Origin of the sequence: Kitasatospora fiedleri (assembly GCF_948472415.1) — a bacterium.
GTDB lineage: Bacteria > Actinomycetota > Actinomycetes > Streptomycetales > Streptomycetaceae > Kitasatospora > Kitasatospora fiedleri.
The window spans coordinates 2724528-2747883 of the sequence record NZ_OX419519.1 but is presented as its reverse complement, the minus strand read 5'-3'; the positions used below and the strand labels follow the sequence as shown (position 1 = coordinate 2747883).

Genomic DNA, 23356 nt, shown 5'->3' with positions numbered 1-23356 from the left:
GATGAGCACCCCCGCCCCGGTCCTGCGGCTGGACGGACTCGGCTGGTCCGTGCGCGGCGTCCCGATCGTGCAGGACGTCAGCCTCGACGTCGCCGAGGGCGAGTTCGTCGCCTTCATCGGCCCGAACGGGGCGGGCAAGACCTCCCTGTTCAACCTGATCACCGGCATCCACCCCGCCACCCGCGGCACCCTCCACCTGGACGGCGCCGACATCACCGCCCTGCCGGTGCCCGCCCGGGCCCGGCGGGGCCTGGGCCGGACCTTCCAGACCTCCTCGCTCTGGCCCGGCCTCACCGTCGCCGAGCACCTGCGCCTCGCCGCCCAGGCCGCCGCCGGACCCGCCGCCTCCTACCGGATCTGGCGGCGGGCCGGACGCCACCGGCAGCAGGTCGAGGAGACCCTGGAGCGCACCGGCCTGGCCGACCGCGCCGACGACCCGGCCGGCTCGCTCTCGCACGGCGGCAAGCGCAAGCTCGAACTCGCGGTGCTGCTGGTCGGCGAGCCGCGGCTGATCCTGCTGGACGAGCCGATGGCCGGCGTCAGCGCCGAGGAGGTGCCCGCGCTGGTCGAGCTGATCCGCTCCGTCCACCAGGAGCAGGGCCGCACCGTCCTGATGGTCGAGCACCACATGGACGTGCTGCTGGGCCTGGCCGACCGGCTCGCCGTGATGCACCACGGCACCCTGCTCGCGCTCGACACCCCCGATGCCGTGATGGCCGACGCCACCGTCCAGGGGGCCTACCTCGGGGAGGCGCTGTGAGCCTGCTGACGGTCCGTGACCTGCGGGTGGTGATCGACGGCCTGCACATCCTGCACGGGGTGGACCTGGACGTCGCCGCCACCGGCGTCACCGCCCTGCTCGGGCGCAACGGCGCCGGCAAGACCACCACCGTCAAGGCGGTCATGGGCCTCGTCCCGCGCACCGGCGCCCTCACCTTCGACGGCGTCGACATCGGCCGGCTCCCCACCCACCTGGTGGTCCGCCGCGGCATCGGCTACGCCCCCGAGGACCGCGGGATCTTCGCCGGCCTCAGCGTCGCCGAGAACCTCCGGCTCGCCGAACGCGACACCGCCCCCGCCTACGACCTGGTCTTCGAGCTGTTCCCGGAGCTCAAGCAGCGCCACCGGCAGCCCGCCGGGACGCTCTCCGGCGGGCAGCAGCAGATGGTCGCCATCGCCCGCACCCTGCTCAACGGGAACCGGCTGATCATCGCTGACGAGCCCACCAAGGGACTCGCCCCGAAGATCGTCACCGAGGTCGCCGACGTGCTCGCCCGGGCCGCCGAGACCGTCCCCGTCCTGCTGGTCGAACAGAACCTCGCCCTGGTCCGCCGGGTGGCCGGCCACTGCGCCGTCCTCGCCGACGGCCGCACCGCCCACCAGGGCGACGCCCGCGCCCTGCTCGCCGACGAGGACGCCGCCCGCCGCCTGCTCGGCGTCGGCGGCCACCGCCCCGCCCCCGCACCCGAGGTGACGCCCCGATGAACACCGTCGTCCTGCTCGCCTGCACCGGACTCGGGCTCGGCGCGCTGTACTTCCTGGTCGCCTCCGGCCTCTCACTGATCTTCGGCCTGATGGACGTGCTCAACTTCGCCCACGGCGCGCTGCTCTCGGTCGGCGCCTACGCCGCCTGGTGGGCCGCCACCGACGGCGGGATGGGCTTCTGGCTGGCCGTCCCGTTCGGCACCCTGGTCGGCACCGCCGCCTCGGTGCTGCTCGAACTCGCCCTGATCCGCCCGCTGTACGCCCGCCCCCGGGACCAGATCCTGGCCACCGTCGGCGTCGGACTCGCCCTGCCCGCCCTGCTGATGGGCGTCTGGGGCTCGGACGCCCGCCCCTTCCCGCAGCCCGCCGCGCTCTCCGGCACGGTCGGCCTGCTCGGCGCGACCGTCCCGGTCAACCGCTTCGTGCTGATGGCCGCCGCGCTGGTGGTGCTGGTCCTGCTCCGGCTGTTCCTGGCCCGGACCCGCTACGGGCTGATCGTCCGGGCCGGCGTCGAGGACCGCGCGATGGTCACCGCCCTGGGCATCGACGTCCGCAAGGCGTTCACCCTGGTCTTCGCGATCGGCGGCGCCGCCGCCTCGCTCGGCGGGGCGCTGGCCGGCCTCTACTTCGGCTCGATCAACCCCGCCCAGGGCACCGGGCTGCTGATCTTCGCCTTCGTCGTGGTGGTGATGGGCGGCCTGGGCTCGGTCACCGGCGCCGCCGTCGCCTCGGTCGGCGTCGGCCTCGTCCAGCAGTTCGCCAACTACTACACCGCGGCGGGCCTCGGCGACCTCTCGGTGGTCGTCCTGCTCGCCGTCCTCCTGCTCGTCAAGCCCCGCGGACTCACCGGGAGACTCGCGTGACCACCCACCTCAAGCGCTGGTGGCCGCTGGCCCTGCTGCTCGTCCTGTTCGCCGCGCCCTACAGCACCCTGCCGCTGCCCGGCCTGCTCGACGGGCCGCTCGGCAGCCCCGGCAGCCTGCAACTGATCGCGCTCTGCCTGCTGTACGGGGGCCTGGCCACCGGCTACGACCTGCTGCTGGGCCGGACCGGGCTGCTCTCCTTCGGGCACGCGCTGTACTTCGCCACCGGCCTGTACGCCACCGACCTGGCCATGCTCGAACTCGGCCTCGGCCTCTGGCCCGCCGCGCTCTTCGGCGTGGCCTGCTCGGTGGTCCTCGCGCTGGCGCTCGGCGCGGTCTCGCTCCGGGTCACCGGCATCGGCTTCTCCATGGTCACCCTGGCCTTCGCCCAGGCCGGCTCGATCCTGGTGCAGCGCAACCCCGGCGGCCTCACCGGCGGCGAGGAGGGCCGCTCCGTGCCCGCCGCGCACCTGCCCGACGCGCTGATCGGCATCCAGAACACCGCCCACCTGTACTGGATCGCGCTGGCCTACCTGGTCGTCACGCTCGCCGTCGTGCACCGGACGGTCTCCTCGCCCACCGGCCGGGTCTGGTCCGGCATCCGGGAGAACGAGCGCCGGGTCGAGGTGCTGGGCCTGCGCCCGTACGGCTTCAAACTGGTCGCGTTCACCGTCTCCGGCGCGCTGGCCGGCGCGGGCGGCGTGGTCTACCTGCTGCTCACCGGCGGCGCCACCCCGCAGGCGGCCGGCTCGGACGCCACGCTCGCGCTGCTGGTGATGGTGGTGCTGGGCGGCTCCGGCACCCGCTGGGGCCCGCTGCTCGGCGGCGTCCTCTACACCTGGGCCGCGCACCGGCTCGGCGACCTCGCCAACTCCGACTCGGTCGCCGAACTGCCGTCCGTGCTGCGGGTTCCGCTCTCCCAGCCGCTGTTCCTGCTCGGTACGCTCTTCGTCGCCGTGGTCTACCTGCTGCCGGGCGGCCTCGCCAAGCTCCCCGCCCGGCTGCGCGGCGGCCGTACCGCCGGGGCCGCGGCCCCCGTCACCGCCGTCCCGGAAGGCGCCGCATGACCAGCCCCCAGCCCGTCGCCCTGACCGTCCCCGTCGAGGGCGGCGACCTCGCCGTACTGCACTGGCCCGCGACCGTCCCCGGCGCGCCCGTGGTGGTCGCCGTCCACGGCATCACCGCCAACGCGCTGGCCTGGGCCCCGCTGGCCCGGCTGCTCGACGGCCGGGCCGCGCTGTACGCCCCGGACCTGCGCGGCCGGGCCGCCAGCCGCGACCTGCCCGGGCCCTGGGGCCTGGCCCGGCACGCCGAGGACGTCGCCGCGCTGGTCACCGCCCTGGACGCGGGCCCGGTCCGGCTGGTCGGCCACTCGATGGGCGCCTGGGTCTCGGCCCTCACCGCGACCCGGCACCCGGAACTGGTCGCCGAACTCACCCTGGTGGACGGCGCGGTGACCTTCCCGCTGCCGCCCGGCGTCAGCGAGCGGGACGCCCTCGCCGCGGTCCTCGGCCCGGCGCTGGCCCGGCTCTCGATGACCTTCCCCGACCGCGCGGCCTACCGGGCGTTCTGGCAGGCCCACCCCGCGTTCGACCCGTGGACCGAGGAACTCGACGCCTACACCCAGCGCGACCTGGTCGGCGAGGCCCCCGCGCTGGTCTCCTCCTGCGTCCACGAGGCGGTCACCACCGACGGCGCCCAGGTCCTGCTCGACCCGGAGGCCGCCGGGGCGGTCCACCGCCTGACCGTCCCCGCCCGCCTGCTCTACGCCGAACGCGGCCTGATGGACGAGCCGCAGGCGCTCTACGACCCCGCCCGGCTGGAGGCCGCGAAGGTCACCGTCCCGACCGAGCCGGTCGCGGACACCAACCACTACTCGATCATCCGCTCCGCGCGCCTGGTGGAGCTGCTGGTCTGACGGCGGCACGGCGGCACGGCGACACGGCCGGGGCCCGGGGAGCGCCGCCGCTCCCCGGGCCCCTCGCCGTCCGGCCCGCTACGCGCCCAGGAAGGTCTGCCAGCCGCCGGTCGGGGCCTGGCCGACGTTGAGGGTGCGCAGCTTGCGGAGGGTGGACTGGTCCTGGACCTCCAGCCAGTCGACGAGCTGCTTGAACGAGACCAGGCGGACGTCGGGCTTGCCGGCGATCTGCCGGAGGGCCTCCTCGACCGCGTCCATGTAGATGCCGCCGTTCCACTGCTCGAAGTGGTTGCCGACGAAGAACGGGGCCCGGTTGGTGGTGTAGGCGCGCTCGAAGCCCGCCAGGTACGCGTCGCGGGCCTGGTCGCGCCACTGGCCGTACTTCGCCGGGTCGCCCTTGGTGGAGCCGCCGGACTGGTTGGCCAGGATGTTGTAGTCCATGGACAGCACCTGGAAGTTGTGGCCGGGGAACGGGATGCCCTGGAGCGGGAAGTCCCAGATCTTGCCGTCCTGGACCTTCTGCGGCCAGATCTGCAGGCCGCCGGGGGAGCTGGCGTCGTACTTCCAGCCGAGCTTGGCGGCGGTCGGCAGCAGCGCCTTCTGGCCCTCCAGGCAGGGGGTGCGGCCGCCGATCAGCTCCTTCTTGTAGTCGAAGGGGAACGGGTCGACGTCGGTGAACCCGGTGTTGGTCCGCCACTGGGTGACGAAGGACACCGCCTGCTGGATCTCGCTCTCCCAGTCCTCCGGGGTCCACTTGTTGACGCCGTTGTGGTCGGAGCGGGTGGAGCAGAAGTGCCCGTTGAAGTGGGTGCCGATCTCGTGGCCGGCCTGCCAGGCCTGGGTGATCAGCTTGATGGTGTTGCGGACGGCGTTGTCGGACAGGAACGGGATGTCGGAGGCGCCGACGGGGTGCTGCGGCGGGTGGTAGAGCGAGGACTTCTCCTTCGGCAGGGTGTAGATGCCGGAGAGGAAGAAGGTCATCGCCGCCTTGTGCTCCTCGGCGAGCTTGAGGAAGCGGGCGAACTGGCCGTCGTCGGTGGCCCCGGCGCCGTCCCAGGAGAAGACCACGAACTGCGGCGGGGTCTCGCCCGGCTTCAGCTTCTCGGGCGTGGGCTGGCGGGGCTGGGTGCCGGTGTCGGCGGTGGAGCCGTCGCCGAGCGGGGTGCCCTTGACGGCGGACGGACTGGTGCCGGCGGAGGCGCTGCCGGTGCCGCCGGGGTCGGCGTCGGAGCCGGGGCGGTTCGCCGTGCCGCCTCCGCTGGAACAGGCCGCGACGGCGCCGAGGGCCGCCGTGGCCGCTGTGGCGGTCAGCACTGTCCTGCGCGAGATGCTGCTCATGGTCTCCCCTGCCACGGTGGGCCCGGCCGGAACGAAGACCCGGGCGCCGACACGCGGCTCCCGGGGTCAACTTCTGGCAAAATCGGACAATTTGACGGTATTGCCACCCAAGGATGGCATGCCCGGGACGGACGGTCCAATGCCGCCCACCCTCACCAGGTCATCACGCGGAGGGGTTCCGCCCGGCTCCCGGACCGGCCGCCTTGTTGCCGTCCTGAGACACGGAACGCGAGGTCGCGGACCCGTCCGGGCCCCGCGGCAGCGGCCTACTCGCTCTCGACCAGGGCGGCCAGCCGGCGCCGCCGCCGGACGAGTTGCACCACCGCCGAGCTGATCGCGGTGGCCGCCGCGCAGGAGATCACGAAGCTCAGCCAGGCGGTGTCGAACCAGTGCAGGTTCAACCAGCCGAGGCTGACGATGTACGCCGCCCACACCACCGCGGCCACCGCCGACCAGCGCAGGAAGGTCCAGGGCCGGTTCGCGGAGTGGCCCACCGCCAGGTCCAGCACGGTCCGCCCGGCCGGGACGAAGCGCGCGACGATCACGATGGCCGCCGCGGCCCGGCTGGTGGTGCGGCCGGTCAGCGCCAGCTGCACCCGCTCCACGCTCGCGGCCAGCCGGGGCCGACGGGCCAGCCGGCGGTGCACCGCGGGCGCGCCGCGCCGGGCCAGGTTGAGCAGCAGCAGGTCGCCGAGGAAGGAGGCGAGCGCCACGCCCGCGCCCAGCAGCAGCGGCGAACCGTCCACGTGCGCGGTCTTCAGCACCGCGAGGATCACCAGCGTCCCGCTGGGCAGGAACGGCAGGAAGGCGTCACCGAGGACGGCGGCCAGCGCCAGTGCGCAGTACCAGGCGGGGCCGATGACGGCGTTCGGGTCCACGGTGTCTCTCCCTCCAGCACGCCCGGGGGGAGCAGCTGCAACGGGGGACAACGCTAGCGCGGGCAAATTTCATGGCATGAAGCACCCCCGTGTGGCATACCGCACACGGGCCCGGGGAACGGCGAGAGCCCCCGGGCGGGGTGCCGCTCCGGGGGCTCGTGGGATCGAACGACGCTGGTCGAGCCCGTCGATCTGTCGCTGGCGCGCGGAACCGGTACGTGATCCGCGCCGATCTCCAGACTGCCCCATCCGCGGTCCCGATCGGGCCGCCGGACCTGGCGACTTCTCGCTGTGGCGTGAAGTCGCCACGCAGCGTGGCCTCCTGTCGAGGCGTCAGACGGGACGGCGGGCGGGGCGGCGGAAGAAGCGGTGGGCGGGGCGGTGGAAGAAGCGGTGGGCGGGGGCCGGGAGCGGCGGCCGGAAGGCCGGTGCCGGGGCGGGAACAGCCCGGCCGCCGGGCGGGTTGTGCTCCGACGAACGCCCGGGCACCCGGCCGGGGCACCAGGAGGACGCACCGCATGAGCACCGCACCGGAGCCGACCGCCCCCGGGGCCGCCACCGCCCCCGACCGGGCCGCCGCCGCAGGCCCCGCCACCGCCGCCGACCGAATCCGCGGCCGGGCCGCGGGCCGCGCGCCCGCCCCGCTCTCCATCCTGGACCTGGCCACCGTCGGCTCCGGCCACACCGCGGGCGAGGCGCTCGCCGCGACCACCGAGCTGGCCCGGGCCGCCGAGGGCTGGGGCTACCACCGGTTCTGGGTGGCCGAGCACCACGGCATGCCCGGCGTGGCCTCCTCGGTGCCCGCCGTGCTGCTCGCCCACCTCGGCGCGCACACCGGCACGCTGCGCCTGGGCTCCGGCGGCGTGATGCTCCCCAACCACGCCCCGCTGGCGATCGCCGAGCAGTTCGGCCTGCTGGAGGCCCTGCACCCGGGCCGGATCGACCTGGGCCTGGGCCGCGCCCCCGGCACCGACCAGGGCACCGCCCGGGCACTGCGCCGGGGCCTGGCCGACGGCGCGGAGGACTTCCCGCGCCAACTCGCCGAGCTGACCCACTTCCTGGACGGCGACTTCCCGGCCGGCCACCCGTACGCCCGGCTGGAGGCGGTGCCGCGCTCGGCGTCCCGGCCGCCGGTCTGGCTGCTCGGCTCCTCCGGGTTCAGCGCCCAGCTCTCCGCCCGGCTCGGCTACCCGTTCGCGTTCGCGCACCACTTCAGCGCGGCCAACACCGTCCCCGCGCTCGACCTGTACCGGGAGGGCTTCACCCCGTCCGAGGTGCTGGAGGAGCCGTACGCGCTGATCGGGGTGAGCGCGGTGGCCGCGGAGAGCCGGGAGCGGGCGCTGTGGCTGGCCCGCTCGGCGGGCCTGGGCATGCTGCGGCTGCGGCAGGGCCGGCCGGGGCCGATCCCGACGCCGGAGGAGGCCGCCGCGCACCCCTACACCCTCGCCGAGGAGGACTTCCTGGAGTCCTGGCTGGCGAACGTGGTGCTCGGCACCCCGGCGGAGGTCGCCGAGGGCCTGGAGGCGCTGCGACGGCGCACCGGGGCCGACGAGCTGATGGTCACCTCGCACATCCACGGGCACCAAAACCGGCTGGCGTCCTACGGCCTGATCGCCGAGGCGTACGGGCTCACCGCCGCCGCGGACTGAGCCCGTCCGGCACCGCGTCCGCACGTCCCGCCGCCCTGCTCCCCTCCGCACCGGAAGGCCGCGGTCGCTACCGCGGCCGGTCCCGGAGGATCGCGGCGACCACCTCGGGACCGCCGGGGCGGGCGTAGTACCAGCCCTGGGCGGTGTCGCAGCCGGTCTCGCGCAGCCGCTCGGCCTGGGCGGCGTGCTCGATGCCCTCGGCGGTGACGGTCAGGCCCAGGGCGTGCGCGAGCTGCACCATCGCGCCGACGATCTGCTCGTCGGCGGCCCGGCGGCGGCCGTCCGCGCCGGGCGCGGACTCGCGGAACGCCTCGATGAAGGTGGCGTCCAGCTTGAGGGCGTGCACCGGCAGCCGGGACAGGTAGGCGAGGTTGGAGTAGCCGGTCCCGAAGTCGTCGATGGCGATCCGCACGCCCATGTCGGCCAGCGCCTGCAACGCCTGCAACGGCCGGCCGCCCGGGCCCAGCAGCGCGCTCTCGGTGATCTCCAGCTGGAGCAGGCGGGCGGGCAGCCCGGTGCGCTCCAGCACGTCGGCGACGTCCGCGACCACGTCGGAGTCCCAGATCTGGCGGGGCGCCAGGTTGACGCTGACCAGCACCGGCTGCCCGGGGAACTCCTCCAGCCAGCGCCGGGCCTGCCGACAGGACTCCTCCAGCACCCACTTGCCCAGCGCCACGATCGCCCCGGACTCCTCGGCGAGCGGGATGAACCGGTCCGGCGACAGCAGCCCGTACCGCGGGTGGTTCCAGCGCACCAGCGCCTCGGCGCCGTGCACCGCGCCGTCCGCCAGGCCCACCAGCGGCTGGTAGACGACGGTGAACTCGCCGCGCTCCACGGCCGGGCGCAGCTCGGTCGCCAGCAGGTGCCGGGTGAGCTGGTCGGCGCCCCGGTCGCGGTCGTACAGCGTCCAGCGGGCGCGGCCGTCGGACTTCGACCAGTACAGGGTGGAGTCGGCGTCCCGGACCAGGTCGGCGGGCGTGGAGCCGCGCACCGGGCGCTCCACCACGCCGATCGACGCGGTGACGGTCAGCCGGTGCCCGGCCACCTCGAAGGGCCGCTCCAGGGTCTCCATCAGGTCGGCGGCCAGCCGGGTCAGCTGCTGGTGGCCGGCGCTGCCGGTGACCAGCACGGCGAACTCGTCGCCGCCCAGCCGGGCCACCAACTGCCGTCCGTCCCGGGCGAAGCCGTGCTCCAGCCGGGCGGCGACGGCCACCAGCAGCTGGTCGCCGACGTGGTGGCCGAGCGTCTCGTTGATCGTCGCGAAGCCGTCCAGGTCGACGCAGCAGAGCCCGATCCGGGCCTCGCCGCCGGTGCCCGGACCGTCCCGGCCGTCCGGCTTGAACGCGCTCTCCAGCCGCTCGTAGAACAGCGTCCGGTTGGGCAGCCTGGTCAGCGGGTCGTGCAGCGCCTGGTAGGCGAGCCGGTCGCCCAACTGGCGGCGCTCGGTGACGTCCTCGACCATCACCATCGTGTAGTACGGCTCGCCCGCGCCGTCCCGGATCAGCGAGACGGTGACCCGGCCCCAGACCTCCCGCCCGCCGCGGTGCTTGAGCCGCTTCTCGGCGCGCATCCGGTCGCGCTCGCCGCGCACCAGCTCGCGGTAGCGGCTGCGGGACGGCTCCTCCGGCTCGATGATCTGGTGGATGTGCATGCCGGGGAGCTCGGCCACCTCGCGGCCCAGCATCGCGGCGAACACCGGGTTGCCCTCGATCACGAGGTCCTCGGAGTCGATCAGCGCCATGCCGATCCCGGCGTCGGCGAACGCGGCCCGGAACCGCGACTCGCTGGCCCGCAGGGCGGCTGCCAGCCGCTCGGCCTCGGTGTCCGGCGGGGTGCCGCAGGCGGCGCAGGGCCCGGTTCCCGGGCGCGGCGTCTCGGGCCGCCCACCCCGATGGTGTGCGTCGGTCCCGACGTTCCGGCCCGGCACGGCACGCTCCCGTCCGCTGCTGCCACTGGTCGCGCCGGCTGCTCCTCGCGGACGGCCACCGGCCGGGCGGCCCGTGCCCGCTCGCGGACCCCGGCCGGTGACCGGGGAGCAGTCGGCGGCCTCGGGCCACGTCTGCCGATCATAGGCCGCAGGCGTCACTGTCCGCGACCGCCGCCAGGGTGATTGGTGACGGTTGTCCGCACATGCCCGTTACATTCTGTACGAGCCACCCGGGCCCCGGCCGGAGCGCGCCGGGCCCGGCACCGCCGCGGCGAGGACGGATTGCGGGGAGTGCGCCCGCGCTCACGCGCCGTGTGCGGGGCGCGAGCACGGGCGGGGGGCGGGCCGGCGGGCCCGCCCCGGGGTCAGCCCAGGCTCGCGGAGAGCGTGATGGTGGTGCCGGACAGGGCCTGGCTCACCGGGCAGTTGGCCTTCGCGTCCTCGGCGGCCTTCACGAAGCCCGCCTCGTCCAGGCCCGGGACGGTGCCCACCACGGTCAGGTGGATGCCGGTGATGCCGGTGCCCGGCTGGAAGGTCACGTCCGCCTTGGTCTCCAGCCTGGTGGGCGGGGTGCCGGCGCCGGTCAGGCCGTGCGAGAGCGCCATCGAGAAGCACGCCGAGTGCGCGCCCGCGATCAGCTCCTCCGGGCTGGTCTTCCCGTTCGCGCCCTCGGCCCGGGACGGCCAGGACACCGGGAACTCGCCGACGCCGGAGGAGTCGAAGGTCACCAGGCCCTTGCCGTCGAGCAGGTTGCCCTCCCACTCGGTGTGCGCGGTGCGGGTCGTCGCCACGATCAGGTACCTCCCATGAGATCAGGACAGCGGTCGAACTGCTGCGCCCGCGACCGGACTTCCGGCCGGGGCCCGCCCAGCCTACGGCCCGCACCGCCCCTCGGCGGGCGAACGCCGCGCGGAGTCGGCCACCCGGTCCGAGCGCCGCCGCGCCACCGCTCCGGCACCGCCCCGCCGGCCGTCCTCCACACCGTCCCGCACGCCGTCCCGCACGCCGTCCCACATGCCGTCCCACATGCCGGAACGCGCAGGACATCCGGGCGGACCGGCCCGGCCCGCCCTGTTAGATTGGCCGTTCGCCGCGCCCGAGCGCCCACCCGTAATCCCGCATCGGAGCCACCCCACATGACGGACCAGCCCACCCCCTCCCCGGCGGGGATCGACGACGCCGTGCGGGCCGAGCTGACCCGCCTGCGCGAGTCCATCGACAACATCGACGCCGCCGTCGTCCACATGCTGGCCGAGCGCTTCAAGGCCACCCAGCAGGTCGGCCGCCTCAAGGCCGAGCACCAGCTGCCGCCCGCCGACCCGGCCCGCGAGCGCCGCCAGATCAAGCGGCTGCGCGAACTCGCCCTCAGCGCCAACCTCGACCCGGTGTTCGCCGAGAAGTTCCTCACCTTCATCATCGCCGAGGTGATCCGCCACCACGAGGCCATCGCCAACGAGTCCTGAGCCGCCGTCGCGCCGGGGCGGGGTGTCGGCTCGGGGTAAGGGCCGGATTTCGCCCTGCCCCCGGCTCGGGTTAGCGTGCTGTCCTTGCCAAGGAGGCGGTGTCGGTGTCGGTGGCGGTGACCGAGGGGCCCACCCAGGAACGGAGTCCGCGCAGGCGGCGGCCCTGGTACGTGGAACTGCCCGTGATGATCGTGATCGGCCTGGTCGTCGCCGTGCTGATCAAGACCTGCCTGTTCCAGATGTTCTCCATCCCGTCCGGCTCGATGGAGAACACCCTCCAGGTCGGCGACCGGGTCGCCGTCAACAAGTTCGCCACCCTCACCGGGTGGAAGCCCGAGCCCGGCGAGCCCGTGGTGTTCAAGGACCCGGGCGGCTGGCTGCCGCCCGTCCCCGCGAGCGGCAACGCCTTCACCCGCGCCGTGCACTCCGGCCTCAGCACCGTCGGCCTGCTCCCGCCCGGCGACGACTACCTGGTCAAGCGGGTCATCGCCACCGGCGGCCAGACCGTCTCCTGCCAGGGCAGCACCCTCACCGTCGACGGGAAGACCGTCACCGAGCCCTACCTGCACCCCGGCGACGACTCCTGCTCCGGCCTCGACTTCGGCCCGGTGACCGTCCCCGCCGACCACGTCTGGGTCGAGGGCGACCACCGCAGCGACTCCGCCGACTCCCGCTACCACCGCGACGGACCGGACGGCGGCGCCGTCCCCGTCGCGGACCTGGTCGGCCCCACCAGCGCGGTGGTCTGGCCGCTCGGCCACTTCACCTGGTTCGGCTGGACCGGCCGCTGAGCCCGGCCGTCGAGCCGAGGGCCGCCGGGCCCCACTGCGCGCCGACGCCCGCGCATCCGGCCCGGCCCGCCCGGGCCCGGCGTACGATGATCACGTGTTCATCCTCGAACTGACCTACACCGCCCCGCTGGAGCGCGTCGACGCCCTGCTGCCCGCCCACGTCGCCTGGCTGGAGCGGCACTACGCGGACGGCGCCTTCCTCGCCTCCGGCCGCAAGGTCCCGCGCGACGGCGGCGTCATCCTGGCCGTCGCCCCCGACCGCGCCGCGGTCGAGGCGATCGCCGCCACCGACCCGTTCGTCCCCGCCGGGGTCGCCGAGTACCGGATCACCGAGTTCCTCGCCACCACCACCGCCCCCGCCCTGGCCGCCCACCGCCAGACCCTGCCGGCCTGACGCCGGGCTTCCTGCCCCGAAGCCTGACGCCCGACGCCCGGCGCCTGACGCCGCCTCAGCCCCGGCTCGCCGACTGCGCGGCGAACGCGCCCGCCAGGACGAGGGCGCCGCCCGCGAGCTGCGGGGCACCGAGGTGCTCGCCGAGCAGCACCCAGGCCAGCACGGTGGCCACCACCGCCTCCAGGTTGGCGACCACGCCCGCGACCGGCGGGGAGAGGTGCTGCACGGAGACCACCCCGGTCAGGTACGCCAGGACGGTGGCCACCAGCACCATCCACAGGGCCGGGACGAGCGCGGGCAGCCGGTGCCCGTTCATGGCCACCGAGTGGCCCAGCAGCGACCAGTCCGCCTCCCAGGGCCGGGTGAGGGCGGTCAGCAGCACGGCACCGATCAGCAGCCCGTGCGCCGAGACCGCCAGCGGGTCGATCGGGCGCTCCCCGCGCCGCCCGGCGTCGGCGAGCACGAAGTAGCCGACCTGGCAGCAGGCCGCGCCGAGCGCGAACAGCACGCCCAGCGGGTCGAAGGAGAGGCCGTTCCACACCTCCACCACGCAGGCCAGCCCCGCCACCGCGACGCCCGCCCCGGCCGTCGCCCGCCGCGAGACCGGCCGCCGCTGCACCAGCCGGACGTAGGCGATCAGCAGCGGCGGCCCCAGGTACTCGATCAGCAGCGCCACGCCCACCGGAATCCGCGAGATCGCCGCGAAGTAGCACGCCTGCACCCCCGCGACGGCCAGCAGCCCGAACCCGAGCAGCACCCCGGGCCGCCGCAGCACCGCCTCCCGGTGCCGCCAGGCCACCGGCAGCAGCACTAGCGCCGCCCCGGCCACCCGCAGCCAGACGGTGTGCGCGGGGAGAGCCCGGCCTCGATCAGCGGCTTGGCCGCCGTCCCCGACCCGCCGAACGCGAACGCCGACACCAGCGCGAGCCCCAGCCCCAGCGAAGCCGCCCGCCGCGCCGGGGTCGGGGTCGGGGCTGCCAGGGTCCGGGCGGGGGCCGCCGGGGTGTCGACGGGAACGGCGGAGGGGTCCGAGCTGCTGCGCATCGCCGCATTCTGCCAGCCCGGACCCCTCCGCCGTAAGGCGTTACTCCGCCGGTTGGTCCTGATCGCCGAGCAGGCCCCCGGCCCCGCCGAGCCCCGGCGCGGTGCTCGCGGACGGGCTGCGGTCGGCCCCGCCGCTGGGCCGGGCGGACGGCGAGCGGGTCGGCCGCCCGCCCTCCCCGCCGGTGCCCGCGCCCGCGCCGGTGCTGGCGCTGCCGCTGGGGCGGGCGGACGGGGAGCGGGTCGGCCGGTCGTCCCCGGCGGACGGCGAGGGCGTGCCGCCGGCGCCGTCCTCCGGCGCGGTCGGGCTCTGGCTGGGGGAGGCCGAGCCGGTCGGGCCCGAGGTGGGGGCGCTCGCGGCCGGGGAGCGGGTCGGCCCGGCGAAGTCGCCGACCGGCTGGCCGGCCAGCGCCGCCTTCATGTACGCCGTCCAGACCTGCGCCGGGTACTTGCCGCCCGCCGCGCTGCCGGTGCCGCCGACGCCGTCCAGGCTGACCTGCTTGCCGGTGCCCGGCTCCTGCCCGAACAGGCCGACCACGGTGACCAGCTCCGGGGTGTACCCGGCGAACCAGACCGACTTCGAGTCGTCGGTGGTGCCGGTCTTGCCGGCCGCCGGGCGGTTCAGCGCGGCGGCCCGGTAGCCGGTGCCGCCCTGGTCCTCGATGACGCCCCGGAGGATCGCGGTGGTGGCCCGGGCGGCGTCCTTGGAGATCGCCCGGGTGGCGTCGTGCGCGGGCAGCGCGATCTGCCCGCCGCCCAGCTCCAGGCCCTTCACCAACCACGGGGTGATCTGCTGCCCGTCGTTGTCCAGGGCGGCGTACACCCCGGCCAGCTCCAGCACGCTCGGGGTGGCCGCGCCCAGCGGGATCGACGGGACGGCCTTGAGGCCCGGCGTGTCGGCGGGCAGGCCGAGCGCCACCGCGGTGGCGCGGACCTTCTCCAGCCCGGTGTCCTGGGCGAGCTGCGCGAACACCGAGTTCACCGACCAGTCGGTGGCCTGCTGGAGCGAGATCTGCCCGTACGAGTGCTCGCCCTCGTTCGGCGGCGCGTACGGGGTGCCCTTGGCGCCGCGCACCGCCCGTCGGTTGGTGCCGTCGTACACGGTGTCGGCGGTGATCCGCTCGCCGGACTGGGTGCGCGCCCCGGAGTCCAGGGCGGCGGCCAGCGCGATCGCCTTGAAGGTCGAGCCCGCCTGGTAGTCGGTGCGGGTGGCGTTGTCGATCCAGTGCTTGGTGGCGTCCGCGCCGCCGTACAGCGCCAGCACCTGGCCGGTCGCCGGGTCGACCGAGACCGCGCCCGCCTGGGCCGCCGCGTCCACCTTGCGGCTGTCCGGCTTGAGGTTGTCGGTCAGCTGGCTCTGCACCGAGTCCTGCAGCTGCTGCTGCTTCTTCGGGTCGACGGTCAGCGTGATGGTGTACCCGCCCTGGGCGAGCTGCGCGTCCGAGACGATGCCGCGGTCGGTGAGGTACGAGGTGGCGGCGGCCACCAGGTAGCCCGCCTGCCCGGACAGGCCCGGCGCCGACTTGGGGGCCAGCACCTCCGGGAACGCGGTGTGCTGCCGCTCCTCGGCGCCCAGCCACTTCTTCGCCACCATGCCGTCCAGCACGTAGTTCCAGCGCGCCATGGCCTTCTCCTTGCCGGCCTCGCTGGCCGAGGAGACGTCGAAGGCGCTCGGCGCGTTCAGCAGCGTCGCCAGGTAGGCGCCCTGCGCGGCGGTCAGCCGGCTCGCGTCCACCCCGAAGTACGCCTGCGCGGCGGCCTGGACGCCGTACGCGCCGCGCCCGTAGTACGAGGTGTTCAGGTAGGAGGAGAGGATCTCGTCCTTGCTCTGGGTGGCGTCCACCTTGATCGCGATGAACACCTCCTTCACCTTGCGGCTGACGGTCTGCTTCTGGTTCAGGTAGGCGTTCTTCACGTACTGCTGGGTGATCGTCGAGCCGCCCTGGGTGGCGCCGCCGGAGGCGGTGTTGAACGCGGCCCGGGCCATGCCCTTGAAGTTGACCGCGCCCTCCGCGTAGAAGTTGCGGTCCTCGGCGGCCAGCGCGGCGTGCTGCGCCTCGGGGGAGACCTTGTCCAGCGAGACGTTCTGCCGGTTGGTCTGGCCGGTGCGGGCCAGCACCGAGCCGTCCGCGTACAGCCAGGTGTTGGACTGGGCGGTGGCGGCCGCGTGCGCGTCCGGCACCTTCACCAGGGCGACGCCCAGGGCGAACAGCCCGACCCCCAGCAGCACGGACGCGGCCAGCCCGAGCAGGGTGATCCGCCAGGTGGGTATCAGGCGGCGCCAGCCGGTGCGCTTCTTCCGCTCACTGCGCTCACGGGGCTTTCGAGGCAACGGAGACCTTCCCGCAGGCCCCGGACGGGCTGCTCGCTCGGGCGACGGCGTGAACCTCGCCAGCCTGACTGATCGACTTGTCAGATGTTAGGGACCTATGTCCCATTTCTCCTAAGACGATCTTTAAATACCCCTTAGCTTCCTCTTCTCCCCCTTCTCAACGAGCGCGTCGGGCCGGGGACATGGGACGCGGCGGGAGCGGCCGGAAAAACGCCGAAGGCCCCTCGCTCTCGCGAGGGGCCTTCGGACCGTCGGTGCGCCGCCAGGGACTCGAACCCCGGACCCGCTGATTAAGAGTCAGCTGCTCTAACCAACTGAGCTAGCGGCGCGTGCTGACGTGGAGAACACTACACGCTCCCCGACCTGCGGCGAAAACCGGCTTCCCGGGCCGGGCGGACCCGGGCCGACCGGGCCCCGGAACGCCGAGAGCCTCCCCGGAGGGAGGCTCTCGACCGTCGGTGCGCCGCCAGGGACTCGAACCCCGGACCCGCTGATTAAGAGTCAGCTGCTCTAACCAACTGAGCTAGCGGCGCCTGCTGACCCCGAGAACACTACACGCCCCGGGCCGCCCGCCGAAATCGTGACGGCGCGGTCACCCGGCGTCGCTCAGCGCGGCGGCGGCAGCCGGTTCAGGAACACCTGGAAGGCGGTCGGCTTCACCGCGTTCGCCCCGTCGAACGGGTAGTTCATCTCCTTGATCGCCACCAGCGACAGCGCGATCAGCCCGGCCAGGCTGAGCACCATCACCAGGTGCGCCCAGGTGTTGGAGAGGCCGAACAGGAAGGTGAAGGCGATGGTGACCACCGCGCCCGCGATCAGCGCCGCCCACAGCAGCGGCGGCACGCAGTCCGCGATCAGGTTCAGCCGCGCCCGGCGCTTGCTGGCCAGGCCGTCCACGTGCTGCACCAGGTTCTCGTAGATCACCGTCTGCTGGTCCCCGTTCGGCTCGAAGGACAGCGCGGTGTCGCGAATCCGGTACATCAGCGCGGTCGCCGCCGGGTCGCTGTGGTGCTCGTTCATCTCGCGCCACTCGGTGTCCACCACCGCGTGCGCGTAGCTGAGCGTCAGGCCCTCCAGCACCGCGCCCTCGGGCAGCGGCATCTGCCGGGACATCCAGTACACCCCGGCCAACTCGTCCGCCTCGTCGAAGGTGGTCGCCTTCGCGGTCGAGGCGTTCTCCCACACCACGATCACCACGAACGCCACCAGCACCGCGTAGAACGCGCCGACCGCGGCGAAGATGAACCCCGCCACGTCGTTGCAGTTCTCCCGCGCCGGAACGGGCGCGTACCTCTGCACCAGCAGCATCCCCGCCGCGGTCCCCACCAGCGTGCCGACCATGATCACCACATCGACCCAGTTCACGACGCCCCCCGCTGCCCTCGGTGCCCGACTGTGCGCATGCGGTCATCACACCGCGCCCACCCGCCCCCGGGCCAACGGAGCTAGGCCCAATGCCGCACGGAATGCCGCACGGCCGGAACCCCTCCCGGGCCTCCGGGGCGCCGGGTGCGGCGCCGGTCGGGCCCGGCCGGTGGTCAGGTGGTGGGGCGCAGGCGGGCCGGCCAGACGGGGAGGGCGCGGGAGGGGTCGTCCAGGCAGGTGCCGGTGCGCAGGTCGAACAGGCGTTGGTGGAGGGGGGTGGAGACGGTGGGGGTGCCGTCGACGCTGCCGGTGATGCCGTCGGCGATGGACCAGGAGTCGGCGAACGGGTCGCGGTTGCCGACCGCCAGCAGTTCGCCGGCCGGGGTGCGGAAGACGGCGGCCTGGTCGCCGCCGGGCAGCAGGACGGCGGTGCCGGAGTCGGGCTCCAGTTCGCGAGCGTCGCAGACGGCGATCCAGTCGCCGTCCGGGGTGGCCAGTTCGACGGCGCGGGGCGGGTCGGTGCGGTGCATGGCGGCGCTCCCCTCTGCGTGGGCGGGTGGGTTCTCCTCCTCGAACGCTACGTCGGGGGCGGGCCGGGGGCGGGAGGGGAAGGGCCCGGTCCGGCGGGACGTTGGTCCCGTGGTCCAGTGCGGGGCGGTGCGGTGCGGCGGGCGGCGCTGTCGGGCAGCGCGGTGATCACGAGGAGTTCGGGTCCTGCGGAGCGCGGGAGCCGGTCCCGCGTTCCACCCTCGTCCTTGACCTTCCGCGTTGCCCGCGAAGCGCCCTCGTCGTCCGTCCATCCGCAGAGGAATCTATCGGTCTAATTCGGACAGAAGGGGCAATCGGCGCAACACGCGCTGAAATGGGCCAAGCTGTCACTCGGATCGCGCACTGCGGCGTCAACTCCGCGTGACGACTCGTCGGATCGGATGGAATCCCGACAATCCGCGTGCCGCGCACGGTGCGTGCGCCGCCCGGCCCGGGCTGCCAGGATCGCCGGTGTCCAACTCCCCTGCCGCGCCCGCCCCCTGCCGCGCGGCCCACCGCGAAGGCAGCGCCATGAGCTCCGCCCCCGACCCCTACCGCCCGGTCCGCCGGATGCTGGCCCGCGACCGGGGCGAGTCCCACCGGGCCTCCACCCCGCTCGAGTTGTTCTTCGACCTGTGCTTCGTGGTCGCCATCGCCCAGGCCGGCCGCGAACTCGCCCACGCCCTGGCCGGGGGCCACCTCGGCACCGCACTCACCGGGTTCACCATGTCCTTCTTCGCGGTCTGGTGGGCCTGGATGAACTTCACCTGGTTCGCCTCCGCGTACGACGTCGACGACGTGCCCTACCGGCTCACCACCCTGGTGCAGATCACCGGCGTGCTGGTGCTCGCGGCCGGCGTCCCGCGGATCTTCGAGGACCGGGACCTGACGCTCGGCGTGGCCGGGTACGTGCTGATGCGGCTGGCCATGGTCACCCAGTGGCTGCGCGCCGCCCGCGGCGAGAGCGGGCCGGCCCGCACCTGCGCGCTGCGCTACGCGGCCGGGATCACCCTCGTCCAGGTGTTCTGGGTGGTGCTGCTGTTCCTGCCGCACGGCGTCCAGGGCCCGCTGTTCCCGCTCGGCGTGCTGGTCGAACTCGCCGTCCCGGTCTGGGCCGAGAAGGACCGGCAGACGCCCTGGCACCGGCACCACATCGTGGAGCGCTACGGCCTGTTCACCATCATCGTGCTCGGCGAGACGGTCGCCGCCGCCACCGTCGCCATCCAGACCGCCCTGGACGAGCACGAGGCGATCGCCGAACTGCTGCCGATCGCGGCCGGCGGCCTGCTGATCTGCTTCGGCGCCTGGTGGATCTACTTCGCCGACGACAGCCACGACCACCTGCGCGACAACCGGCAGGCGCTGCCCTGGGGCTACGGCCACTACCTGATCTTCGCCTCGGCCGCCGCGGTCGGCGCGGGCCTGGAGGTCGCGGTCGAGCACGCGGTGGGCGCCGCGCACGTCTCGGAGCGGGCCGCGACCGCCGCCGTGACCGTCCCCACCGCGCTGTTCCTGTTCACCGTCTGGGCGCTGCACGCCCGCCACCACAAGCGGGGCGCCGCCCAGGCGGTCCTGCCGGTGGCCGCGCTGTCGGTGCTGGCTGCGACGCTGGCGGGGGAGTCCGGCGTGCTGGTCGCCGGGCTCCTGGTGGCGCTCGCCGTCGCCGTCGGCCTCACCCTGTCCGCGAAACGGAGCTGACCCGTGCGCCTCGAAGACCTCCCGTACGCCCACCTGCTGCGCCGCCACACCGGCCCGCTGCGCCCCGACGCCCGGTACGACACCGCGCACTTCGACGGCCTCGCGCTGACCGGGCAGTTCGGCGGCGCGCACTTCCTGGAGTGCGCCTTCACCGGGGTGCGGATCGAGGAGTCGAGGCTGCGCCGGGCCGGGTTCAACGAGGTGTGGGTGCACGGCGGGCGGCTGGTGGGCGTCGACCTCGCGGAGAGCGAGTGGCAGGACACCGAGGTCGAGTCCACCGTGCTGGCGGGCGTCTCCGCGTACAGCTCGGCGGTGCGGCGCACGGTGTTCCGCCAGTGCAAGCTGGAGGCGGTCAACCTGCGCGGCGCGGTGCTGCGCGACGTGGTGTTCGAGGACTGCCTGCTGCGGGACGTCGACCTCGCCGACGCCAGGCTCACCGGCGTCTCCTTCCCCGGCAGCACGCTGGAGGAGGTGCGGCTGCGCGGCGCGGCGCTGAAGAACACCGACCTGCGCACCGCCGTCCGCCTCGGCCTGCCCGACGGCCACCTGGGCCTGCGCGGCGCCGTCATCTCGACCACCCAACTCCTGGACCTCGCACCGCAGTTCGCCCAGGCCCTGGGCATCGCGGTGAAGGACTGACGGCGGCCCTCCCCCGGTCGTTCACCTCCCGGCCGCTGTTGCGGCCGGTGGTGAACAATCCGTCAAACCTTCCTCCGGCCCCATGGTCCGGCGGCCCGTCCTGGACGAGGATGCTCGGCGTTCGGCACGAAGGTGTCTGGACAACACCACCAGCGGACGGGACGGGCGGGGCACCATGGCAGAGCTGAGCCGTAGGAAGTTCATGGCGTTGTCGGCGAGCGCGGCGGCCGGGGCGGCGGTCGCCGGCACCGCGGCCGGGGCCGGGGCGACACCCGCCGCGGCCGCCGCGGCGGGGGCCACCGGCACCCTCGCGGACGCCAGGCACATCGTGATCCTGATGCAGGAGAACCGCAGCTTCGACCACTACTTCGGCATGCTGAAGGGCGTCCGCGGCTTCGCGGACCGGGCGACGATCCAACTGTCCGGCGGCTACGGCGTCTTCAACCAGCCGAACCTGCTCGGCCGCCAGTACCCCTGGCAGTTCTCCGCCACCAAGCCGGCCGGCGGCGCCGACCCGGAGCGCCTGGCCCAGTGCAACGGCGACCTCGCGCACGGCTGGAGCGACCAGCACAAGGCGTGGAACAGCGGCAAGCTGGACTCCTGGGTGGCCGCCAAGGGCAACGTCCGGACGCTGGGCTACCTGACCCGGGCCGACATCCCGTTCCACTACGCGCTGGCCGACAACTGGACGGTCAACGACGCCTACCACTGCTCGGTGCTCTCGGCGACCGGCCCCAACCGCACCTACCACTGGTCCGGCCAGATCGACCCGGCGGGCACGGCGGGCGGCCCGGCGTACGACGGCGGCGACGAGTCCGGCCTGAAGTGGCAGACCTACGCGGAGGCGCTGGAGCACGCGGGCGTCAGCTGGAAGGTCTACCAGAACGCCGCCGACAACTACGGCGACAACGCGCTCGCGTACTTCACCGCGTTCTCCGGCGCCCCGGCGGGCAGCGCGCTCGCGGTCAAGGGCATGGGCTCGGTCCCGAAGACCACCGGGAGGACCCCGGACGACATCGTCGCCGCGATCCGGGCCGACGTGCTGGGCGGCACCCTGCCGCAGGTGTCCTGGATCGTGCCGGACCAGGCGTCCTCCGAGCACCCGTACGCGACCCCGGCCGACGGCGCGCACTTCGTGCACAACGTGCTGGACGCGCTGAACGCCGACCCGGCCGTGTTCGACTCCACGATCCTGTTCCTCAACTACGACGAGAACGACGGCTTCTTCGACCACGTCCCGCCGCCGGCCGCCCCGGCCGGCACGGCCGGCGAGTTCTACAACGGCGTCAACATCGGCCTGGGCTTCCGCGTCCCGATGATCGCGGTCTCGCCGTGGAGCCGCGGCGGCTGGGTCTCCTCGGAGACCTCCGACCACACCTCGGTGCTGCGCTTCCTGGAGAAGTGGACGGCCGCCCTCGGCAAGCCCGCGACCTGCCCGAACATCTCGGCCTGGCGGCGCAAGGTCACCGGCGACCTGACCGGCATGTTCGACTTCGCCCACCCGGTGTACGGGATGCCCGCGCTGCCCGACACCTCGCAGACCATCGGCCTGGCCGCCTGCGGCCCGCTGCCCAACCCGGCGCCGGTCGACAACCGGCTGCCGGTGCAGGAGGCGGGCACCCGCCCGGCCCGCGCGCTGCCGTACCAGCCGGTGGCCAACCTGGACCGCCTGGAGTTCGGCTCCGGCGGGGTGATCAAGGTGTGGATCGCGATGGCCAACCAGGGCACCGCGGGCAGCCACTTCGCCGCGTACGCCAACGCCTACCGCTCCGGCGGCCCCTGGCAGTACACCGTCGACCCGGCCGGGTCGACCAGCGACTTCTTCAACTGCGGCAGCGGCTACGGCGCGGGCAAGTACGACCTGACGGTGGTCGGCCCCAACCGCTTCCTGCGCCGCTTCACCGGCGACGCCACCGCCGCCGGCAAGAACGCGGCCGTCACCGCCACGTACGCGCCCGCGCCGGACACCGGCAAGCTCGCGCTCTGGTTCGAGCTGGCCAACACCGGCACCGCCGCGGTGACCTTCACCGTCACCTCCAACGCCTACCGCTCGGACGGCCCGTGGACGTACACCGTCGCGGCCGGGGCGCGCACCAGCGACCACTTCAACGCGGTCGCCTACACCAACGGCTGGTACGACTTCACGGTGACGGTCAGCGGCGACGCGAGCTGGTCGCAGCGGTTCACCGGCCACCTGGAGACCGGCGCGCCCTCGATCTCCGGCTGAACGGCCGGAGCGGCCCGGGCGCACCGCCCGGGCGGGCGGCTCAGACGGCGTGCAGGCCGTGCGCGGCGAACACCCCGCGCGCGGCCCGCACCTGCCCGGCGTCGGGCACGGGGGTGTCCGCGAGGGTGAACTCCCGGCCCAGCGCCGCCCACTTGGCCCGGCCGAGCTGGTGGAAGGGCAGCACGTCGACCCGGGAGACGTTGCCCAGCGAGGCGGCGAAGGCGGCCACCCCGGCGACGTTCTCCGCCGGGTCGGTCAGGCCGGGCACCAGCACGAAGCGCACCCACACCTCCTTGCCGAGGTCGGCCAGCCGGCGGGCGAAGTCCAGCGTCGGCTCCAGCGGCTGCCCGGTCACCCGCCGGTACAGCTCCCGGTCCCAGGACTTGACGTCCAGCAGGACCAGGTCGACGTCGGCGAGCAGGGCGTCGTCCGCCCGGGCGCCGAGGAAGCCGGAGGTGTCCAGCGCGGTGTGCAGGCCCAGTTCGTGCTTGAAGCGGTGGAACAGCTCGCCGGTGAAGCGGGGCTGGAGCAGCGGCTCGCCGCCGCTGACGGTGGCGCCGCCGCCCGCCGCGCGGATGAAGGCGGTGTACTTGGCGGCCTCCGCGACCACCTCGTCCGCGCCGGTGCGCCGCCCGTCGGCCATCCGCAGGGTGTCGGGGTTGTGGCAGTACAGGCAGTTCAGCGGGCACCCGGCCAGGAAGACCGTGAACCGGGTGCCGGGGCCGTCGACGCCGGTCGACACGTCCCAGGAGTGCACCGACCCGCCGGCGGCCGGGCCGACCGGCAGGTCGGCGGGGAGCAGGACGGTCATGGCGGTGCC

At 74.2% G+C, this 23356-nt stretch carries 20 protein-coding genes, 2 tRNA genes and 1 pseudogene; 12 read left to right on the top strand and 11 right to left on the bottom strand.

Annotation, left to right across the window (positions count from 1 at the left end; all coding sequences use genetic code 11):
- Position 1 precedes the first annotated feature (1 nt).
- From QMQ26_RS12755 to QMQ26_RS12735, 5 genes are read left to right on the top strand one after another with little or no spacing between them, the layout of a single operon-like run.
- Complete coding sequence (locus tag QMQ26_RS12755) at positions 2–760, top strand: ABC transporter ATP-binding protein (RefSeq protein WP_111553388.1); 759 nt, start codon at positions 2–4, stop codon at positions 758–760.
- Positions 757–1485 (top strand): ABC transporter ATP-binding protein, encoded by a 729-nt coding sequence (locus tag QMQ26_RS12750; RefSeq protein ID WP_282205777.1) that lies wholly within the window; start codon positions 757–759, stop codon positions 1483–1485. Before QMQ26_RS12755 ends, QMQ26_RS12750 begins: the two co-directional genes overlap by 4 nt.
- Entirely contained in the window at positions 1482–2348 is an 867-nt protein-coding gene (locus tag QMQ26_RS12745) for a branched-chain amino acid ABC transporter permease (RefSeq protein WP_100838138.1), read from the top strand. Before QMQ26_RS12750 ends, QMQ26_RS12745 begins: the two co-directional genes overlap by 4 nt.
- Positions 2345–3415: a branched-chain amino acid ABC transporter permease gene (locus QMQ26_RS12740; protein ID WP_282205776.1), complete on the top strand. Its 1071-nt coding sequence runs from the start codon at positions 2345–2347 to the stop codon at positions 3413–3415. The genes QMQ26_RS12745 and QMQ26_RS12740 overlap by 4 nt, the downstream gene beginning before the upstream one ends.
- On the top strand, positions 3412–4266 hold the full coding sequence (locus QMQ26_RS12735; RefSeq protein WP_100838139.1) for an alpha/beta fold hydrolase: 855 nt from the start codon (positions 3412–3414) through the stop codon (positions 4264–4266). The genes QMQ26_RS12740 and QMQ26_RS12735 overlap by 4 nt, the downstream gene beginning before the upstream one ends.
- A gap of 78 nt (positions 4267–4344) precedes the next feature.
- Here the strand turns inward: QMQ26_RS12735 and QMQ26_RS12730 are convergent, their stop codons facing one another.
- Entirely contained in the window at positions 4345–5604 is a 1260-nt protein-coding gene (locus QMQ26_RS12730) for a polysaccharide deacetylase family protein (RefSeq protein WP_282205775.1), read from the bottom strand.
- Positions 5605–5870: 266 nt separating this feature from the next.
- Positions 5871–6482, bottom strand: coding sequence for a hypothetical protein (locus QMQ26_RS12725; protein WP_100838141.1), 612 nt, complete (start codon positions 6480–6482; stop codon positions 5871–5873).
- A gap of 518 nt (positions 6483–7000) precedes the next feature.
- Between QMQ26_RS12725 and QMQ26_RS12720 the strand changes: the two genes are divergently transcribed.
- Positions 7001–8131, top strand: a complete 1131-nt coding sequence (locus QMQ26_RS12720) for an LLM class flavin-dependent oxidoreductase (protein ID WP_282205774.1) — start codon at positions 7001–7003, stop codon at positions 8129–8131.
- Positions 8132–8198: 67 nt separating this feature from the next.
- On the opposite strand, the gene QMQ26_RS12715 is transcribed toward QMQ26_RS12720, so the two are convergent.
- Together QMQ26_RS12715 and QMQ26_RS12710 are read right to left on the bottom strand one after the other, a co-directional pair.
- Entirely contained in the window at positions 8199–10058 is a 1860-nt protein-coding gene (locus tag QMQ26_RS12715; protein WP_282205773.1) for a putative bifunctional diguanylate cyclase/phosphodiesterase, read from the bottom strand.
- A gap of 365 nt (positions 10059–10423) precedes the next feature.
- Positions 10424–10849, bottom strand: a complete 426-nt coding sequence (locus tag QMQ26_RS12710; protein ID WP_282205772.1) for an OsmC family protein — start codon at positions 10847–10849, stop codon at positions 10424–10426.
- Between the two features lie 345 nt (positions 10850–11194).
- Between QMQ26_RS12710 and QMQ26_RS12705 the strand changes: the two genes are divergently transcribed.
- The 3 genes from QMQ26_RS12705 (at position 11195) to QMQ26_RS12695 (ending at position 12706) form a co-directional block, all read left to right on the top strand.
- Positions 11195–11521 carry a chorismate mutase gene (locus QMQ26_RS12705; RefSeq protein WP_100838145.1) on the top strand — a complete coding sequence of 109 codons (327 nt, stop codon included), beginning with the start codon at positions 11195–11197 and terminating at the stop codon, positions 11519–11521.
- 104 nt (positions 11522–11625) lie between these two features.
- Complete coding sequence (gene lepB / locus QMQ26_RS12700) at positions 11626–12312, top strand: signal peptidase I (protein ID WP_159073198.1); 687 nt, start codon at positions 11626–11628, stop codon at positions 12310–12312.
- A gap of 94 nt (positions 12313–12406) precedes the next feature.
- Entirely contained in the window at positions 12407–12706 is a 300-nt protein-coding gene (locus QMQ26_RS12695; RefSeq protein WP_100838147.1) for a YciI family protein, read from the top strand.
- 55 nt (positions 12707–12761) lie between these two features.
- Here the strand turns inward: QMQ26_RS12695 and QMQ26_RS12690 are convergent.
- From QMQ26_RS12690 to QMQ26_RS12665, 6 genes and pseudogenes are all read right to left on the bottom strand, one after another.
- A pseudogene (locus QMQ26_RS12690) lies at positions 12762–13750 on the bottom strand (EamA family transporter).
- Positions 13751–13790: 40 nt separating this feature from the next.
- Positions 13791–16079, bottom strand: coding sequence for a transglycosylase domain-containing protein (locus QMQ26_RS12685; RefSeq protein WP_100838149.1), 2289 nt, complete (start codon positions 16077–16079; stop codon positions 13791–13793).
- A gap of 255 nt (positions 16080–16334) precedes the next feature.
- A tRNA-Lys gene (locus QMQ26_RS12680) sits at positions 16335–16408 on the bottom strand.
- Between the two features lie 130 nt (positions 16409–16538).
- Positions 16539–16612, bottom strand: a tRNA-Lys gene (locus QMQ26_RS12675).
- A gap of 73 nt (positions 16613–16685) precedes the next feature.
- The gene (locus QMQ26_RS12670; RefSeq protein WP_282205771.1) at positions 16686–17444 is read right to left on the bottom strand and encodes a bestrophin-like domain; all 759 of its coding nucleotides are present in this window, start codon (positions 17442–17444) and stop codon (positions 16686–16688) included.
- 173 nt (positions 17445–17617) lie between these two features.
- Positions 17618–17974 carry a nitrite reductase (NAD(P)H) small subunit gene (locus QMQ26_RS12665; RefSeq protein ID WP_282205770.1) on the bottom strand — a complete coding sequence of 119 codons (357 nt, stop codon included), beginning with the start codon at positions 17972–17974 and terminating at the stop codon, positions 17618–17620.
- A gap of 529 nt (positions 17975–18503) precedes the next feature.
- Here QMQ26_RS12665 and QMQ26_RS12660 point away from each other — a divergent pair.
- The 3 genes from QMQ26_RS12660 to QMQ26_RS12650 all read left to right on the top strand — a co-directional run bounded on the left by QMQ26_RS12660 (position 18504) and on the right by QMQ26_RS12650 (position 22536).
- On the top strand, positions 18504–19670 hold the full coding sequence (locus tag QMQ26_RS12660; RefSeq protein WP_282205769.1) for a low temperature requirement protein A: 1167 nt from the start codon (positions 18504–18506) through the stop codon (positions 19668–19670).
- A 3-nt stretch (positions 19671–19673) separates the two neighbouring features.
- Positions 19674–20309, top strand: coding sequence for a pentapeptide repeat-containing protein (locus QMQ26_RS12655; RefSeq protein WP_282205768.1), 636 nt, complete (start codon positions 19674–19676; stop codon positions 20307–20309).
- 175 nt (positions 20310–20484) lie between these two features.
- Complete coding sequence (locus QMQ26_RS12650; protein ID WP_282205767.1) at positions 20485–22536, top strand: phosphocholine-specific phospholipase C; 2052 nt, start codon at positions 20485–20487, stop codon at positions 22534–22536.
- A 40-nt stretch (positions 22537–22576) separates the two neighbouring features.
- Here QMQ26_RS12650 and pflA read toward each other — a convergent pair whose 3' ends face one another.
- Positions 22577–23347: a pyruvate formate-lyase-activating protein gene (gene pflA, locus QMQ26_RS12645; protein ID WP_100838153.1), complete on the bottom strand. Its 771-nt coding sequence runs from the start codon at positions 23345–23347 to the stop codon at positions 22577–22579.
- Between the last annotated feature and the right edge of the window lie 9 nt (positions 23348–23356).

What these genes read in the sequence shown, in the direction of transcription:
- QMQ26_RS12730 (WP_282205775.1), bottom strand. Translation starts at nt 5,604, where the DNA reads ATGAGCAGCATCTCGCGCAGGACAGTGCTGACCGCCACAGCGGCCACG.
- QMQ26_RS12720 (WP_282205774.1), top strand. Translation starts at nt 7,001, where the DNA reads ATGAGCACCGCACCGGAGCCGACCGCCCCCGGGGCCGCCACCGCCCCC.
- QMQ26_RS12745 (WP_100838138.1), top strand. Translation starts at nt 1,482, where the DNA reads ATGAACACCGTCGTCCTGCTCGCCTGCACCGGACTCGGGCTCGGCGCG.
- QMQ26_RS12705 (WP_100838145.1), top strand. Translation starts at nt 11,195, where the DNA reads ATGACGGACCAGCCCACCCCCTCCCCGGCGGGGATCGACGACGCCGTG.
- QMQ26_RS12665 (WP_282205770.1), bottom strand. Translation starts at nt 17,974, where the DNA reads ATGCACCGCACCGACCCGCCCCGCGCCGTCGAACTGGCCACCCCGGAC.
- QMQ26_RS12660 (WP_282205769.1), top strand. Translation starts at nt 18,504, where the DNA reads ATGAGCTCCGCCCCCGACCCCTACCGCCCGGTCCGCCGGATGCTGGCC.
- QMQ26_RS12735 (WP_100838139.1), top strand. Translation starts at nt 3,412, where the DNA reads ATGACCAGCCCCCAGCCCGTCGCCCTGACCGTCCCCGTCGAGGGCGGC.
- QMQ26_RS12755 (WP_111553388.1), top strand. Translation starts at nt 2, where the DNA reads ATGAGCACCCCCGCCCCGGTCCTGCGGCTGGACGGACTCGGCTGGTCC.
- QMQ26_RS12650 (WP_282205767.1), top strand. Translation starts at nt 20,485, where the DNA reads ATGGCAGAGCTGAGCCGTAGGAAGTTCATGGCGTTGTCGGCGAGCGCG.
- pflA (WP_100838153.1), bottom strand. Translation starts at nt 23,347, where the DNA reads ATGACCGTCCTGCTCCCCGCCGACCTGCCGGTCGGCCCGGCCGCCGGC.